Origin of the sequence: Paenibacillus plantarum, from assembly GCF_013141695.1 — a bacterium.
GTDB classification, from domain to species: Bacteria; Bacillota; Bacilli; order Paenibacillales; family NBRC-103111; genus Paenibacillus_E; species Paenibacillus_E plantarum.
The window spans coordinates 12,841-30,302 of the sequence record NZ_WHNY01000039.1 but is presented as its reverse complement, the minus strand read 5'-3'; the positions used below and the strand labels follow the sequence as shown (position 1 = coordinate 30,302).

The 17,462-nt window shown below is 47.2% G+C and carries 14 protein-coding genes; 3 read left to right on the top strand and 11 right to left on the bottom strand.

The features are described 5' to 3' along the window. Positions 1-7: 7 nt before the first annotated feature. The 6 genes from GC096_RS12105 to GC096_RS12080 form a co-directional block, all read right to left on the bottom strand. On the bottom strand, positions 8-964 hold the full coding sequence (locus GC096_RS12105) for an ABC transporter permease (protein WP_171630481.1): 957 nt from the start codon (positions 962-964) through the stop codon (positions 8-10). A 169-nt stretch (positions 965-1,133) separates the two neighbouring features. After that, positions 1,134-2,408, bottom strand: a complete 1,275-nt coding sequence (locus tag GC096_RS12100; RefSeq protein WP_246302722.1) for an FAD-dependent oxidoreductase — start codon at positions 2,406-2,408, stop codon at positions 1,134-1,136. 129 nt (positions 2,409-2,537) lie between these two features. Continuing rightward, on the bottom strand, positions 2,538-3,407 hold the full coding sequence (locus GC096_RS12095) for an AraC family transcriptional regulator (RefSeq protein ID WP_171630480.1): 870 nt from the start codon (positions 3,405-3,407) through the stop codon (positions 2,538-2,540). A 44-nt stretch (positions 3,408-3,451) separates the two neighbouring features. Beyond that, the gene (locus tag GC096_RS12090; protein ID WP_171630479.1) at positions 3,452-5,323 is read right to left on the bottom strand and encodes a sensor histidine kinase; all 1,872 of its coding nucleotides are present in this window, start codon (positions 5,321-5,323) and stop codon (positions 3,452-3,454) included. 17 nt (positions 5,324-5,340) lie between these two features. Further along, positions 5,341-6,957, bottom strand: a complete 1,617-nt coding sequence (locus tag GC096_RS12085) for a response regulator (RefSeq protein WP_171630478.1) — start codon at positions 6,955-6,957, stop codon at positions 5,341-5,343. A 91-nt stretch (positions 6,958-7,048) separates the two neighbouring features. After that, a complete protein-coding gene (locus GC096_RS12080; protein ID WP_171630477.1) occupies positions 7,049-8,092 on the bottom strand; it encodes a LacI family DNA-binding transcriptional regulator in 1,044 nt (347 codons plus the stop codon). A 224-nt stretch (positions 8,093-8,316) separates the two neighbouring features. Here GC096_RS12080 and GC096_RS12075 point away from each other — a divergent pair, with 224 nt between their 5' ends. Beyond that, positions 8,317-9,729, top strand: coding sequence for an FAD-dependent oxidoreductase (locus tag GC096_RS12075; RefSeq protein WP_171630476.1), 1,413 nt, complete (start codon positions 8,317-8,319; stop codon positions 9,727-9,729). Positions 9,730-9,749: 20 nt separating this feature from the next. Continuing rightward, positions 9,750-10,361, top strand: coding sequence for an SGNH/GDSL hydrolase family protein (locus GC096_RS12070; RefSeq protein ID WP_171630475.1), 612 nt, complete (start codon positions 9,750-9,752; stop codon positions 10,359-10,361). Positions 10,362-10,746: 385 nt separating this feature from the next. Here the strand turns inward: GC096_RS12070 and GC096_RS12065 are convergent, their stop codons facing one another. Next, positions 10,747-11,421 (bottom strand): PDDEXK family nuclease, encoded by a 675-nt coding sequence (locus GC096_RS12065; protein WP_171630474.1) that lies wholly within the window; start codon positions 11,419-11,421, stop codon positions 10,747-10,749. 539 nt (positions 11,422-11,960) lie between these two features. After that, a complete protein-coding gene (locus GC096_RS12060) occupies positions 11,961-12,728 on the bottom strand; it encodes a phytanoyl-CoA dioxygenase family protein (RefSeq protein ID WP_171630473.1) in 768 nt (255 codons plus the stop codon). A 143-nt stretch (positions 12,729-12,871) separates the two neighbouring features. Between GC096_RS12060 and GC096_RS12055 the strand changes: the two genes are divergently transcribed. Then, complete coding sequence (locus GC096_RS12055; RefSeq protein WP_171630472.1) at positions 12,872-13,642, top strand: helix-turn-helix domain-containing protein; 771 nt, start codon at positions 12,872-12,874, stop codon at positions 13,640-13,642. A gap of 10 nt (positions 13,643-13,652) precedes the next feature. On the opposite strand, the gene GC096_RS12050 is transcribed toward GC096_RS12055, so the two are convergent. From GC096_RS12050 to GC096_RS12040, 3 genes are all read right to left on the bottom strand, one after another. Then, positions 13,653-14,534, bottom strand: a complete 882-nt coding sequence (locus GC096_RS12050; RefSeq protein ID WP_171630471.1) for a TolB family protein — start codon at positions 14,532-14,534, stop codon at positions 13,653-13,655. 96 nt (positions 14,535-14,630) lie between these two features. Continuing rightward, entirely contained in the window at positions 14,631-16,409 is a 1,779-nt protein-coding gene (locus tag GC096_RS12045) for a heparinase II/III domain-containing protein (protein ID WP_312886252.1), read from the bottom strand. A 275-nt stretch (positions 16,410-16,684) separates the two neighbouring features. Then, on the bottom strand, positions 16,685-17,455 hold the full coding sequence (locus tag GC096_RS12040) for an SDR family NAD(P)-dependent oxidoreductase (RefSeq protein WP_171630469.1): 771 nt from the start codon (positions 17,453-17,455) through the stop codon (positions 16,685-16,687). Positions 17,456-17,462: the final 7 nt, after the last annotated feature.

Genomic DNA, 17,462 nt, shown 5'->3' with positions numbered 1-17,462 from the left:
GCACCTCCTACCAAATGCTTCGCTTGACCACTTTTTTGCTGAGCTCATTACCCAACACGATCAAGAGAAATCCAATTACGGAATTGAACAAACCTACTGCTGTACTAAAGCTATAGTCTTGCTGTCCTAGACCTATTCGATAGACGTAAGTCCCAATAACATCACCAGATTGATAAACAACAGAATTATACATGGTCAAAATTTGTTCCGTACCAGCTTCGAGTAAGTATCCGAGACGCAAGACAAGAATCAGGATGATCGTAGGCACGATACCCGGCAGGGTAATGTGCATCATCTGGCGAATCCGCCCAGCTCCGTCAATGGATGCTGCTTCATATTGCTCTTGCTCAATGCCCGCAATCGCCGCAATAAAGATAATTGCGTTCCACCCGGATTCCTTCCAACCTGCAGTAAACACCAGCACACTTCGGAAATAGTGATTATCTAGAAAGAACGATATCGGTGTACCACCGAAAAACTGAATCACATTGTTGACCAAACCTCCGCTTGGGGAAAGTATGGTAATGAACAATCCGGAAATAATAACCCAAGACAAGAAATGCGGCAGAAAAATAATGGTTTGAATCGTGCGCTTGAACCAGCTCTTACGTACTTCATTCAGGAGTAGCGCGATAATAATCGGAACTGGGAAGAGCAGCACAAGCTTGTACAAACTAATTAAGAGTGTATTGATAAATACTTGCACGAATTCATCCGAATGGATTAATTTCTCGAATTGCGCCAAGCCAACCCATTTACTTCCCGTAAACCCATCGAAAATGTTAAAATCCATAAACGCAATGATAATCCCATACATAGGCGTATATTTGAATAGCAGAAGAAAAAGCAGTCCAGGAATAAGCAAAACGTAGAGATCTATGTTGGTTCGAAACAGCTTCCACTTGTTCTTGCTAACCTTCTCCGTTCCGATACGTTGTTTCACTTCCGTTGCTGTAACACTCATATCGTGTTCACCTCCAAGTTGTATATTTGTATTATAAGGACTATAGATGATCATCTGTAGATGGTGATCTTTGTGTTTCTGGTACTATTTTATGGTGTTTCACATAAAGAAAGAGCATTCCTCGTCGATCGAGAAATGCCCTGGGACTTGAAAACTAACAATTTGATTTTTATTGATAGGACGCCTGCTTATAAAAGACAACATTCTGACTGCCCAGCGCGCTATGAAGCTTATCAATCGAAACGTCCTGGACAGCGCAGGCGTCGTCCGTAGCGATGGAGGCTGCGATTCCTGCCGCTTGCCCTAGCGCGTAACAAGTAGCCTGAACCCGCATGGAGGACATCGCTACATGCGTGGCTGAAATCGATCGTCCCGCTACTAGCAGGTTATCCAGCTGCTCTGTCACCATGCAACGGTAAGGGATGTCATAACCATCGACCTTCCGCTCATCTGTCGTTTTTTGACCATCAGGACTATGGATGTCGATCTCGTAGTTCGTTTGTGCGACCACATCCGCAAACCGTGTTCCTCGCACAACGTCTTGCTCTGTTAGTGTGTAAATACCTTGAATCTGGTTGGTTTCTCTGACACCAACTTGATTCGCGATATGCGAGAGCACGTAGGTTTCAAACCCTGTGCGCTGTAAGTAATTGACGACGGAAAACACCTGTCTCAATGCCTCGGTCTCCGCATAGTTGATGTCTTCGATTTTAGCCCCATTACCTTTGACCCGTGTCATATTCACAAGCAGTGTACCGTCATTGTTTCGTTCCCAATATAATCTGCGCCCTTGGGGTAAATCGGATATTTCTTCATAATGATAGCAGCCTTCAGGCAAAATTTGCTCTACTAACTTGCCTGTATTTTGCATCATAAACATCAGCGTCATGGGTTGGGTCATACCGTCTTCATCTCTACCCGACGTGTAAGGTACACCCGCGTCAAGTGCGGCTCTTGCATCTCCCGTACAGTCGATGAACTGCTTGCCTTCGAAAGCTTTCAAGCCCTCACGCGTCGATACGATGATCGCCTTCACACTTCTGTCTTCCTTCACCGTGCCGATAAACTCAGCATGATAGATGACCTGTACGCCTTCCTTCTTCATTTTCTCATTTAAATATTGTCTCAACACGAATGGCGAATATTGCGGTGCGATCGAAACGTCATGATCCTTAGGCAAATGGTCGGCCAGCGCTTCCGCAATCATCTCACGGTAAATACCGGTTACGTTACCAATTGGCATAAAAATACTGACATTTCCGAGTGTACCCATACCGCCCAATTGACCTGATTTTTCCAACAAAGTGACTTTCTTACCTAGTCTCGCCGCGCTTATGGCAGCCGCTGTTCCAGCAGGTCCACCACCTATAACAACGACATCAGCTGAATCATATGTTTCAATCTGTCTTTGAAAATTATAAGTTTGGGTTGGTTGGTTGCTCATTGTCATCCTTCTTTCATTCAATTATTGGATCCTAAGCTTGAATGGGTATGGCGTATGGCAACATTATAAGACGAGAATAAGTCGTTTGGCTTTGTCAAAACTCTTAATAAATGTATCAAAACGTCTTTTTCATTGTTCGTGTCTCCTATGGCTTGGCGGACATCCGAACCGAAGTTTATACATTTTTGAAAAATGATGCACACTCGAGAACCCGCAACTGTCAGCGATATTTTGAAGCGGCATAGAGGTGCCTCGTAAAAGCTCTTTCGCATAATCGAGCCTTAGTTTAAGCAAATATTGATGAGGCGCCATATTGAATTGGTTTCGGAATAGCATGGAGAAATAGGAACGGGACATAAACGCTTTACGGGCCATTTCCTCCACCGAAAGAGGTTCAGATAACCGATACTGCATGTACGCGGGCACCCAGTTTAAGGAGATGGCGTTTTTATGTTCAGAGCTGTCTTGGGACGTATACTCTTGTAATAACTCCAGAATAATTTCTGCGGCATACACATGCGCTTGAAGCTTAGCCAGTGCATGTGGACGGTTCCAGTGCTCAATAATTTGCAGAAAGACATCTGCCATCCACTCATTCCTAGCAGATTTAAACACAACAGGAACGACAATATCAGCAAAAGTTGTTAAGTCTGGTTGCAAATTGACTAATTCAGGATGAGTGCCACGCTCCAAAGGCACAATCATAGGTAGTCGCTCCCCATCCCCAGATGGAAACAGCTCAAAGTGGAGCGCCATGACCGTCAATGGCGACTCCGATTCGAACTGATGAACGACGCCAGGCTGGATTAAACTGAACTGCCCAGGCTTCAAGAGATATCTTTTCGCATCAATGGTTAAATGTGCTGAACCGTCTTGCACATAAAGCAACAAATAATCGGTTATGATTCTTGCATGCGTATTCCACTGTTTAAAATGCAACAAATCCGTATATCTAATATGCGGTCTCAGATCTTGATTTAGGATGGACTCCGTAACCAATCATATCCTTCCTTTCGATGGTCGGCATTATGAGGTCTGTGGTGCTAGCTGCTTGATTCTATGATTTGCCGTTGTAATTGAAATCTTGCTGTGATCGTGGTTCCTTCTCCAAGCTGAGATTGTATGCTCAACCCGTAGGCTTCGCCCGAGAACAAACGAATTCGTTCATTCACATTGTATAATCCATAGGAGCTTCCTGAACCATCAGTTCGCATGACCGGTCTAGGTTCTCTTAACAAGGTTTGAGCAAAATCAGGATCCATACCAATGCCATCATCGGAAACGGACAGGAGCAGATCTTCCCCTTCTAAAGAGGCGCGAATCGTGATTTTACCTGTTTTCCCTTTCGATTTACGTATGCCATGAAGCAGTGCATTTTCTACAATTGGCTGCAAAGTGAGCTTAGGAATGAGACACGATTCTAATGTAAGTCCTACTTTCGGGGCTTCATCCGATTCATCGTTCCCTGCCAGCTCGAAGACGAACTCGAAGCTTTTGGGAAAACGTGTCTGTTGAATTTCTAGGTACACCTTCGCAAGTTCTAACTCATCCGTAACCGTTACGACATCTTTTCCCTTATTCAAGCTAAGTCGGAAATACTTCGCTAAACCATCAATCATTTGGCTAATGTCGTGCGCCTTATGTCCAATGGCAATCCAATTAATCGTATCCAAGGTATTGTAGAGGAAATGGGGATTAATCTGCGCTTGCAGAGCACGTAACTGCGCCTCACGCTCTTGCACTTTGGATCTGTAGGTTTCTTCCATTAAATCTTTCACGCGATGGATGAGATGGTCCACACTTTTTTCGAGTAGATTAAAATCACCATCCGATGAGACCGACCTTTCTTCCAGACCAGCTACGCCTTCACGTTTAATGGCTAAAATAACCGTTTGGACGCGGCGATTCATCCCGCGAACGATAAAGGCTAATAAAATGAAAACAAGAATCAGGAATAGTATCGTCACCCCTGTTAGAGTAGCTACACTCGAAAATTGATTTAATGAGGCGGCCCGTGAGCTGATCCCCTTCTTGGGAACTTCTGCGACTAGCTTCCATCCTGTGGTATTTACAGTTGTATACACAACATATTGTTGATTTTCCTCCTCCATAATTGGAGATACACCTTCATTTTTTTCCGCAACGGCCCGTAATATGGCATTTGAATCCAGCTTTTGGCCAAGTAAAGATTTATCACTATGGTAGATAATCATTCCATCAGGAGCTATCATAAACACACGTTGATCTTTATTCAAAACGATACTGGATACTATATTATCAAGCGTCTTCGCATCTACATCAATGGATAAAAAGCCAGATAAGTTCTCATAATGATCCGGATCACGCAGAAGACGAATACCCGAGTATATATAGGTATCATCTCGATCTATAAAGCTCTCTTGATAAACGCCTGTCCAGACGAGGTGACCACCCGCTTTCACGACAGCTTCATACCAGGGACGCGTCTTGAGTACATCCATAGGGAAGAAGTTTACTCGCTCATGTGAGAAGAGCTTATTCTCATCCACATATAGTCGAACACGAAACACATTCGTATTTGTTTGGCCATTATCAATTAAATATCTCAGTTCCTTCAACGCATCGATTTGTTCGTTCAAAGGTGTGGAATTACTTAGATACTGCATTAACTTTGGATTCAGAAAAAGAGAATTCGACGTATCCCGCAAGGAATCGAACTGATGATCCAAATTAATTTCAGCTTGCTTCAACGTTTGAAGCATCGAACGCGTCACTTCTTCTTCCAGAATGTGCGAGTATCGCTGGGAATAGGCATATAGAAAAATGGAAGCTGGGATTATAATTAACACCACGTAGGCGATCAGCCATAGCCTTGCTGCAAGAACGCTTTTGAAAATCATTGTAATAAACGTCCAGCTTCTGTTCTTGAAATGCATGAATGGCCCTACTCTCTTTACATGACTTGCTCGCGGAAGGAGCTCGGTGTATATCCCGTATATTTCTTAAATATTTTGCTAAAATAACTAGGATCCGAATACCCCACCGCATAGCACACTTCATAAAACTTATTAGCGGGATCCTTCAATAGCGCTTTCGCCTGCTCCACGCGAACCTTGGTCATATATTCGTTAATGGTTTCCCCAGTTTCTTGTTTAAAAAGCAAACACAAATACGTCGTAGACAGGAATACTTCCGTCGCTATATCGCCTACTTGCAAATTCTCCGCATACCGTTTATCGATAATCGCCCGCGTTCGTTCGATCACATTTTTAGATTTGCCATTTCGTTTCTCACCAATGCGCTCACATACTTCCAACAAAAACACTTCAACAAGACGATGTAGGGCACCTAACGTTTCTTGCTGAAACACTTTGGCCATGAGCTCGTTTTCTTTGCTTTCGAGATCTTGCTTCTGTACATGCAACTCCAACAAGATTCGGCTGGCTAGAAGCAGCAGTTGAAGACTGATGTTACGTCCATAAGCAATACCATCTGTCCGATTACGTGACAGCGCATTGTATATCTCGTTTAGCTCCTCTTGCACTTTCAACGTATCTGCAGACTTCAAGGAGGAGACGATACGCTCTTGCTGTGAGGCATCAAATCGATATACACTCTCCTCGGATTGTTCCAGATTATCCATAGAAATGATCTGGTTTTTGCCTAAAAACCATCGTTGGTCGGCCGCTTCTTTCGCTTGTGAATAGGATTGCGGCAAGCTGGCAAGTCTGGAAATCCGTTCACCTACCCCGATCGTAACACTGATTTTCAAATAGTTATGAAGGCTTTCGCGTACTTCCTCTGCCAGGGTGAACAGCAAGCTTTCCTGGTCCTCTTCCTGAGCCAAGCGAAGAATTCCTACGAATTCGCCAATCTGATTTTCAAAAACATAACCGCCAATATCTCGCTCAATCAGCTCCTGCACAATATTCAGAACCGAATAGGAAAGCAGCTGTTGGTCCCTCTCGGACCGGGTCTGCGCAACCTCAGTGGCATCATCGATCCGAATGGCAATAACCCAATAGGCTCCCTCCATTGGCAAGTTCAAATTAAGGAAATCAATACGATCCTGCACACGTGATGGGTAAATAACACCTTCCCGAATCAGCGACATGAGGAATTTCTCCTGCAGCAGGGGCATGCTCTGTATGAGCTTGACCTGCATATCTTCAATAAGCTTGCGCTCTTGCTGCTCGGTATTGAGTGCGCTTACTAACCGTTCAATAACAATCTCCAACTCGCCCAAATTGACAGGCTTAAACATATAATCAACCGCTTTAACCTTCAGCGCGGATTTCAAATACTCAGCATCATCGTGACCGCTTACAAACACAATTTTGATATGAGGAAACCGTTCACTTAATTGGTTGGACATCTGAATCCCATCCATATTGGGCATTCGCACATCGGTTAGGACGAGATCCGGCTTCTCACGCTCAATCACCTCAAGTGCTACATCACCATCATCTGCTTCGCCTACAACCTCAATCCCGTATGCTTTCCAGTCAAAATAATTACTTAACCCGAAACGAACTGTCGGTTCATCGTCCACAATGACAAGTTTATACATCTAGTGTCGGCCTCCCTAGTAGCAGTTCTCTTCATTATAACTTGGACAAAGCCATGAGACATAGGAGGATCTTATGATTTCTGGTGCGATCTTAAGGTGATGATAGGAGGGCTGTTGTAAGCCCAATATGGAATTCCCCTTGAATGCGAATATGTTCAAAAGGCAGTGTCGGATTGGCAATCCGCCACAACATTCGGTCCGCAGCACGATACCCGGTTTGTGAGATCGGAAGAAGCGGACGTGTAAATTCCGGCAATATTTCGGGTTGTTCATTGAGGAAGCCGACTAAGGAGATGTCATCTGGGATTCGAAGCTGAAGCGCCTTGCAGGTTTCATAAACCACAGGTACCTCATGATCGATGCCGCAAATGATGGCAGTTGGCTGTTGTTGTTGTATTTGGTGGAGGAGTTCATTATACCACTCTAAGTTGGTGTCGCGGTGGCCGATGCAATGCTCGGAAGGCACAATCGTGATGCCAGAAGCTTGCATCGCATAGCCAAACGCCTGCCAACGCAGAATAGATCCTCGCTGCATTTGGATGTCACCCACATACATAATGCGTTCGTGCCCTTGACTTCGCAGATAGGCCACAGCCTGGCAAGTCGCTTCGTACACATCCCAAATCACGCTGTCAATTTTGACACCGGATGGTGGAAAGCTTAGCAGAATTCGGGGCATGGGAAGATCAAATAACACCGTTTCCCAGTCTTGGGGCAGAATGCTCGGCGCAATGAATATACCGTCCGCAAATAGGACTCCTGCTTCCTCTAGCCAAACTGCCATTTTGTCTTGCTTTAAGCGCTGCGGCAGCATAAGCAGCTCAATGCGATGCCCGAAGGAGAAGAATCTGTCTTGCAACCCTTGCAGCAGCAGGCGATTATACGACACAGATTCCGCAGTCTGAACAAGCAGAAAACGCAGGCGCTCATTCGGGTAAGGCGCGATATGATCCAGTCTCAAACTGCGGATCTGGTCCATTGTGTAATAGCCGAGCTTCTCGGCGGTTTGGACAATGAGTTGGCGGGTCGCCTCTGACATGCCATGCTTGCCCTTCAGCGCTTTATTCACGGTTTGTACCGTTAAGCCAAGCTCGATGGCGATTGTTTTCATTGTGACTGCTTTGCGGGTTGGCATGGGGTTATTGTACCTCCAAGACTTTGTTTATGAAAAATTACATAATAGACACTTTTGATTTCATGTCCACTATATCACGCTTACTTTTTGGATGAAACAAAAATTAAACTAGTTCCTTCGTTACAGCGATCTATAATGAAAACAAAGACGATCAACATTAGAAAACGTAAAAGCTTAGCCAAGCTTGGATTGGCTAATGTCCACCCATTAGGAGGAAAATTCGAATGACTAACTCATCTACTAACAACTTAACCGTAACCATACCTGCTCAAAAGCTAACTGTCAGTCACACCCCGGATGTCGTCGTTGTTGGTGGTGGTGCTACAGGTATTGCAGCTGCAATTGCAGCTGCGCGTAATGGTGCCAGCACGCTCCTAATAGAGCAACGGGGCTATTTAGGCGGCATGGGAACTGCTGCACTTGTACCTGCATTTTGCCCGTATACCGATGGAGAGAAGCCTGTTATTCGAGGTATCGGCCTCGATTTGCTAGAAAAAATGAAGCATGCTGCTGGAGAGGATTTCCTAAACCGGTATGAACAATTACTGGACTGGGTTCCGATCGATGTAGAAACGCTCAAACGCGTCTATGATGCCGAAGTACTTGCTAGCGGCGCACAAGTGCTATTTCATACCGTTGCTGATCAAGTGCTGCTTGACGGGGATCGCATCAGCGGTCTTGTCATTAGCAATAAATCCGGCCGTTCCGTCGTGCAAGCGAAGCTGTACATTGACGCATCCGGAGATGCGGATCTTGCGGCATTGGCTGGGGTCCCTTTTCAAGTTGGCGGTGATAATGGTGAGCTTCAGCCTGGTACGATGTGCTATGTCGTGACAGGTGCAGATAAGGAGCGCTTCAGTCAATTTCTCGCTGAGACAGGTCAACATCCACAACTTGAAGAACTCGTGACCTTAGCCCAGCAAAATGGTGAACTGCCAGAAGGGCGCAAACGCGTATCAGGAATGGCATGGATTTCGAACTCCGTAGTTGGCTTTAATTTTGGCCATGTATTCAATATCGACGGAACAAAAGCAGAGGATTTAACTCGTGCCGCGATCGAAGGCCGTCAGTTGATTGATACACAAATTCGATTCTTGAAGAAGTATGTGCCTGGCTTTGAGAACATTTTCCTTGTCCATTCTGGCGATCAAATCGGTATTCGCGAAACTCGCCGCATTCAAGGTGACTACACCCTTGTCGTGGATGATTTCCTCTCGATGCGTACTTTCGAGGACGATATTGCCCGTAATTCCTATTTTATTGATATCCATTTGGCGAATGCCGGATCTACAATGACGATTAAGCATCTGCCAAAAGGGAAATCCCACGGCGTGCCTTATCGCTGTATGCTTCCGCAAGGCAAATCAAACCTCATCGTCGCAGGACGCTCGGTTTCGTCGGATCGTCCCGTGCAAGGTTCGCTTCGCGTAATGCCGAACTGCTTCGCTATGGGTGAAGCGGCAGGAGTTGCTGCTTCGATGGCGAGCGTTAAGGATATTGGCTTCCGTGATGTGTCCATCCCAGAATTGCAGCGCAAATTGATCGAGCAAGGTGCCTACCTGGGAGATAATCCAGGACTGGCGTTTGCAGATCTTGAAGTTGCTGTCGGTGCTGTTCATTATGAAAACGAGAATTAATGGAAAGGGGACTCACTACCTTGCTTAACAAATGGGCGGGAAAAACCTGGGGTACCCTCGGAGATAGCATTACCGAAGCTGGCGGCTATCAGCCGCTAGTTCAGGAAGCACTGGGCTTCGCGAGTGTGATCAACTATGGCAAAAGCGGCTGTCCCATGACAGCCGGCGGCGATCGTGACTATGGTGCGACGACTCATGTTGGTCGGTTAATCGACACTACCTTGGATTGCGTCACCATTTTCGCTGGTGTGAATGACTATCGACTAGATAAGCCGATCGGGGAATTAGGGAGTAAGGACGTGTTTACGTTTCACGGCGCGTATGCCGTTTTGATTGAGGACATTTTGACGAAAAATCCAACGTGCCGCTTGAGCTTGTGGACGCCGCTGCAGCGGGATAAAGATCAGTATGACATTTTCTATGTCAACGCTGCTGGTCATCGCCTCATTGATTATGTCGAGGCTATCAAGCAGATTGGTTTGCTGTATGGGTTGCCTGTTCTTAATCTGTATGCAGAAAGCGGATTAAACAAGCTGACGCTCCCTCACTTCACTTCGGATGGCCTGCATCCGAATGAGGCTGGCCATCGGCGGATTGCTGATATGGTTGTACCGTTTTTGTTAGGTTTGTGATGTGCATAGGAGCAGCTGCTCCAGGGGGTTAGGGACCTGGGGTGGCTGTTTTTGTTTTCGTGGAGGAGTCATGTTTGGCGAGGGGGGCGAGGGGGCGTTACTAGGGGGAAATCTGGTGGGCGTGGTGGTGTGGATGATTATTTAGAGTTCTGATGGGCCGTGGCGGATGGTGAGTGACTAGCTAGATTGAACAAGTTTGCGAAGTAACTGGATTTCATACAGCTAATTCAGCTACTTTAGCCTGATTATTGAGAATAGATGGAAAATGTCCATCTATTCTCTGCCTTTTTAGCACAACTAGTCGTATTCGCTGAAATTAACTACATAATTTCCATTTAATTGGATAAATTGATGATTTCTCGATAAATTAACTGTATGTTTTCCATTAATCTATGTTCGCGAGCAAGCCACTCCCGGCTAATGCATACTTAACGATACGCTGCCCCTTTCCGCTATAGGCAGGCGTGAGCATACCTTTCGAGCAAAGCTTCTTAAGCATCATGACCGCAGTCCGATGGTCAATATCAAAATGCTGCTCCACATCCTTCGGCCGTATCGGCTCTGCACGCTGAACGGCGAGACGAAGGACTTCTTTTTCTGCCATGTGGGCGCGCTGAACTGGTGTTGAACTCGCTTGATATCTCGCCATCACCATTCGCAGCAGGGCTATGCATAGCTCCGGCCTTTGCTCAACATCATCATAAGCGAAGGAAATGACTTGATACCCCATCGCATGAAGAAACGTTTCGCGATTCAATTCATTGCAAAATTTCTGCCTATCCAGATCACGAACGTGCGAAGTGTAGCCTTTTATTTCGATAAGCAGCTTCACAAAGCCGGGCAACCACGCAAAATCCGCAAAGTAGGAACGTCCGCGCCAATCGAGCACCTCATATTCAGGGTGAAGATGTTCGAAGTCACCACGTAAAATCCACCAAATTTGTTTTGCAAAAAGCGCCTCCCCATGCCCATGTCCTCTCTCTAATCTGCCGCGCCGCTCCCCACTACGATTGTCCAAATGCGTCCGAATAAACGTTTCATGCTCTTCTACAACATTCATTTTCTCATCCCCCTCTAGATAAACAGAAAAACGCCCCGCATCCACTCGATTGAATGGAACGGGACGTTCTTCGTCACTTATTTGTCATTATAAGGGAATTTCTAGTGAATGACTAGTGCTGATTATTTAGATACTGCGGCTACTGAGCAGGTACCATCGCTACACAATTTTTATAAATAACTGGATTTCCTGTAGCTAATTCAGCACCATTCACCTGATTTTGCGAAATAACTGGAAAACCTACATGTAATATCGGCAGAAACTCGGAGATCGCACTCAAACATGAGAATTAACTGTATCTTTTCCATTTAAATGGATAAACCTGCGATATTTTTGATTATTAACTGTACTTTTTCCATCTATTGCGCGAGTGAGGGCATATGTCTGCATTCGTATGGGTGCGCACTTGTAAGTGCGTATTTGTATCCCGTACGAATGAAGGGCGTACTTGCTTCGATCCATACGTGTATCTGCCTACATGCTTCGCCGTACGTGTGGATGGCCTACTTATATGTGCTTACGTGCAAATAGTTCAACGCCTACAAGAAATAATACTGACTCAAATCCTTGCCCTTCAAAGCATAGCGCTTGTAGTGTTGGTAATGCGCCTTATACAGGTCGCCATCCTTCGCTGGTGCGTACGTTAGGAACAGCTGCTTGCGGCTTTTATCCGATGTATTCGTTCCACTTTGATGCGGTGTAAAAGAGTGGAAAATAATGACGTCACCCGGCTTCGTCTCAACGATTTCACCCGTACTAGGGTCGATTTCTGCGATTTCCTGCGCGTTCATATTCCGCAGCTCCCCTGCCGTTGAGCGAAGACGCTCGTGGTACCCTGGGAACAACTCCAGCCCACCATTCACAACAGTAGCTCCGTCAATCGCAACCATCACGCTGATCAGCCCCTGGATCGGGAAGCCTTGCCACCATGCTGCATCCTGATGCATGCTGTAGCCGTTTGCCCCTGGCAACTTAAAAATCAGTTTATCTTTGAACAGCTGCGGCTCATCCAAATAAATGTCACGAAGCGGTGTTAGAATCCGCTCATCCTTCACCAAATCCGCAAAAACCGCAGAAATATCATGAACCGGGTCAAGACGCTCTATTTTCACTTCACCGTTTGCATACCCTTTGTGCCCTGCTCGAACATTATTCGGTGCTGTGTACGCTTCTAGCGTGAGGAGCTTGTCACATTCCGCTTGAAGCACAATAGCCTCTTGTTCGCTGAACACATTTCGCAGCACGAGATAGCCTTTCTCGTTATAGCTTTGGATCTGCTCTGTGGTAAGAATGTTAATTCTATTCATGTGTGTAATCTCCTTTGTTTGTTGCTTGTATTTGCTTCCATGACCTAATAGTACTCCGAGTTATTTACATTGCACATGCACTGGTTTATGATATTTCATATACTTTTTTGCATTTGATTCTTCACAATGAAAGGTGAAACACGATGCCACCTATCCAAATGATTCGATACTATTGCAGCGGAATTAGGGATAGCTTTATGATGGAAGAAGATATGTATAAGGACTGGGTCCTGCTTGCCCCACAATCGGGCGGATTCTCTTACAACTTAAGCACCAACGCTGAACAAGATTTCCAAGATGTGTCGGTTGGAGAGCTTGTCATTTGCCCACCAGACACGTTGTTAAAACGTAAAGTAACGTTGCCTTTCTCCTTTATTTTCATAGAATTCAGTTCAGAGCACACGTATCCCCATGGCAAAATTATGATCCGAGATATTCAGCGTTTAACATCTACCTTCACTTATTTGCGACAACTATCCGATGAGCCTTCAGATAAAAACAGAGCCTACGCAAACCACTTAATCGCGGATCTTCTATTTCAAATTGAGAAAGAACAAGACTATATCCCTTCCTACCAGCAGGACAAAACAGACCCGATTACCTACCGTGCTCTAGCTTATATCGAGCAGCATGCGTTCGGAGCTCACTTTCAATTGCAAGACCTCGCGAAGGAGCTTGGCCTCAGCGCTTCACAGTTAACGAGGCGTTTTCAACAGGTGTACAAGCTTTCTCCCATTGCTTATGCCACCACACTTCGGCTTCAAAAGGCACGCGCCTTACTTGTCGACACCGATCTGACGCTCGAGGACATCGCTGAGCAGTGCGGGTATCAGAACGCTTTTTATATGAGCCGCATGTTTAAAAGCAAAATAAAAATAAGCCCCTCGACGTATCGAAGGACTTACCGTTTCTAAAAAGCTCTACCTACTTCTTCAATTTATAGCTTACAAACGCTAATTTCTGGCTATTAGGCGACCACGAGTTGACGTTGATTGTCCCTTGTCCGCCAAATAATGATACTAAGGTCCGAGAGGGACCTCCTGTACTTGCCATTAAACGGATTTCAACCTCTTTATTCGGGGGATGCGCGTTAGGCTCGACATCTCCCTTGCGATAAACAATATAGGCAACCGTATTCCCGTCTGGGGATACGTGCGGAAACCAATTATTACTCTGCTCATCTGTCATTTGCGTCTGCTCACTGCCATCCACGTTCATTCGCCATACCTGCATCAAACCGGATCGTGTGGAATTAAACCAGATATGCTGACCATCTGGGGAGTACTCAGGACCATCATCAAGTCCAGGAACATCTGTCAGTTGTCGCTCCACACCACCTTGAACGGGAATCGTATAAATATTGTACACGCCATTCCTCTCCGCACAATAGGATAATTCACGCCCATCCGGTGACCACCCATGCAAATAACTTGGGGCCATCGCTGTAATCAATGTAGGCTGACCGCCAGCCAACGGAAGCACGTAAATACGTGACTGACCGTCCTCCTCGGTGTGATGACTCACCGCAATTTGCTTATTATCCGGAGACAGCACATGGTCGTTATTACACCAATTCGCATAGCCAGAATCGATCACTGTGCTCTGACCTGTAGCGGTTTCATAGGTATAGAGCAACCCTCTCCGGTTGTAAATGAGACGTTCACCATCGCTCGTCCAGTTCGGCGCCTCAATCAAATCATCGACTTCAGCCAATACCTGCCGTTCCCCTGTGCCCACATCCACAATTTCAAGAAAACTAATGACATGCCGTTCTTCTCGCTTGCGAGGCTCCTGCAATGTATTCATGGGATACACCGTCCTTTATAGTCCCATCATACTCACTCCATAAAAGTAGTGTCAAATTTGACCAAAACAGTACCTACCATAAGCAAAAAAGAGACGCTAAACAATCAGCAGCCCTTGCTCTGGTAAAAGTTGAACGGTCGTCAAACGACCTTCTGCGGTAATACCAAGGTGATCCTCAGCCAGAAGGCTTATCGTCGCTCCCGCTCCAACACGATACACATGAATGAACCTTGCCTGCTTACCCGGTTGGCGATGCAGCAATGCAGTTAGCGGTACGCTTGGATCGATGGAATGGCCCGGCGTTCGAACCGTCAGCAGCTCTTGGTCTGGAAGCACCAACGCCGTTTGATGAATCTGAACACCATCCGGTGAAAGTAAATACTTCATGCTAACATTCGATTCTTCAGGGAATAAGCGCCCCACGATAGGCAAATCCGGCAAGTTTTCTTGGATGTGAATGGGTGGATACTGGACTTTATCTGCAAAAGAGAGCTCCTTCAGCTGCTTCGATTGTGGCGCAACTACGGGATGCATCCACCACTCGATCGACTGAGGCTCCTCACTTGTGAGGGTAACTTCAAACAAATCCAGCAGCCAGTCGCTTGTTAAAAGGAGATGACGATTCAGCCTGCAGCCGACGTAGGCCGCATCACTCTGCAGCCAAGCGTAGGTGCTCGCTTCCGTTTGTTCAAAACGCAGACACCGCCCTGTATGCTCAGCTTGCGATTTACCGCCTAGTGAAACCGTATTATGACTGGTGGTTTCACCAAACCACGGACGCAGCGTGGATCCATATGGAACTACGCCGAAATCTGGCGTAAGTGTTTGATCCTTATGCATCAACGACAAGTGCAGCTTATCGAGGTGCCCGTGAGCACCCCCGTGTTCGCCAAAATCTACAAGAAAAGACAGCGGGTTGTCCATCTGCCTACCGACGACAAAACCGGATGCTGGCCAAAGCTTCGAGCCACGTGGCTTCGTAAGGACCTCGGCAGAGATCGCTATGGATGCCGTAGCGCCATACAACAGCGCTTCAAGCCCGCAGCGCGAGCCGTCCGCCGAACCCATCTGGCGATAGGCCTCGCACAGAATCGGCACGAGGCCTTCCACCGCATAGTGGCTCAGCCCCAGCTCGGCCACTTCCGCGATTTCGCGGGCATAAGGCAGCCGCGCCATCGGGCCATCGTGCAGCGCTGGCAGCAAGCCTTGGTCATCGGCGAGCTCGGCTAGCGCTTCTACCATGCCGCACATGGATTGTCCTAGCGATCCCTCGCACGCGTAAAGATCCCTATCGCATCGCTTCGCCATCTCAGCGAAGATCAAATACGCTCGCAGCACGAAAACATGATAATACGTGCTGCCCTCGAACTCCAGCTGATCGGGCTTCACGCCGATCGACAGATGATGACGGAAGCCGCCCTCGGCTTCCACTAATGCTTCAAGCTCATGCCGCTCCCCGCGGGCGGCATACACACAAGCAAGCGATGCGTTCAGCCACGCGGTATAATTGTTCTCCGCGTTGTTCCGCTCGTGGATCAATATCCCGCGATACGCGCGCATGCTCTCTTCCAGCAGATGAAGGAATGTATCTACCTTGCGCTGTTCATCAGCGCTGAACACAACCCCTTCATCCAACAGCAAAACATACGCACGAATCAGCGTCGTAGACCAGATCGACTCCGTCAGCGCTTGATGAAACGCGCGCCCCTTCAGCATCCAAGGCTGCGCATCTGGATGCACAGGATAGAGCGGAAACTGCGCCGCATACGCAACGATCAGCTGTTTGCTCAGCTCAGCATAGGCGTAGTCGCGCAGCGCCGCATATACCGCAGCTGCCTGCAACGCGACCCGCGCGAGCTGCTGATGCTTATACACCAGCCAGGCGCCTCGATACTCGGCGCCTTCCACCACACAGCCGTGCGGACAATGAAACTGCGTCGCATCGGCTACGGAAGGATCGAACAGCAGCTCCGTGTGGTGCTGCGGACACACATACTGGTGCCACCAGCCGCCTGGCTCCAGGGGAATCATCAGACTGCCGCTAGCCTGCAACTGATCGATCTCTTCCTTCAGCGAATTCGCCACCTCACTCGCCCAAGCTAAGCGCTGCACCTTCGCGCGAATCGTTTCGCTCACCTTAACGGCATCGCTCATCGCATCATCATCCCGCCGTTAACTTCAATCGTCTCTCCCGTCAGGTAGCCCGCGAGCTCCGATGCCAAATACAGAACCGCCCCAGCCACATCCTCTGGTGTGCCTTCGCGTCCGAGCGGAATGCCGCTGATGGTAGCTTGACGCGCAGCGTCACTCGTGAAGGTGGCGTGGAACATCGTGTTGCCAATGAACCCTGGCGAAACGTTATTAACGGTAATGCCACTTGATGCCACTTCTTTGGCGAGCCCCTTCGAATACGCCATCACCGCAGCTTTGCTAGCCGCATAAATGCTAGAACCAGGTCCGCCGCCGTTATATGCAGCGACCGATGACATATTAATAATGCGACCGGCGCCTTTGGCTTTCATGCCGGGCAGCACTCTTTTGCACATAAACACCGTGCTTTTCAAATTCACATTCAGGATGCGTTCGTACATTTCCTCGGTCATCTCTGCGTTCGGCACACGCTGCACCAAATGACCTGCGTTATTCACTAAAATATCGATGGAGCCGCCAAAAGCCTGCTCAACCTCGTTCACAAGCCGATCAATTTGCTCGAGATCCGTCACATCCGCTTGTACAAGAATTGCCTCACCGCCAGCCGCACGAATGGCTGCTACTGTTTCTTCACCTTGAGCTATGTTAGAAAGGCAATTCACGCCAACCTTTGCCCCATTTGCAGCCAAAGCCTGAGCAATCGCTCGACCAATCCCCGCGTTTGATCCTGTTACAAGTGCAATTTTCCCATTCAATGTAATTCCATGCATATGATTT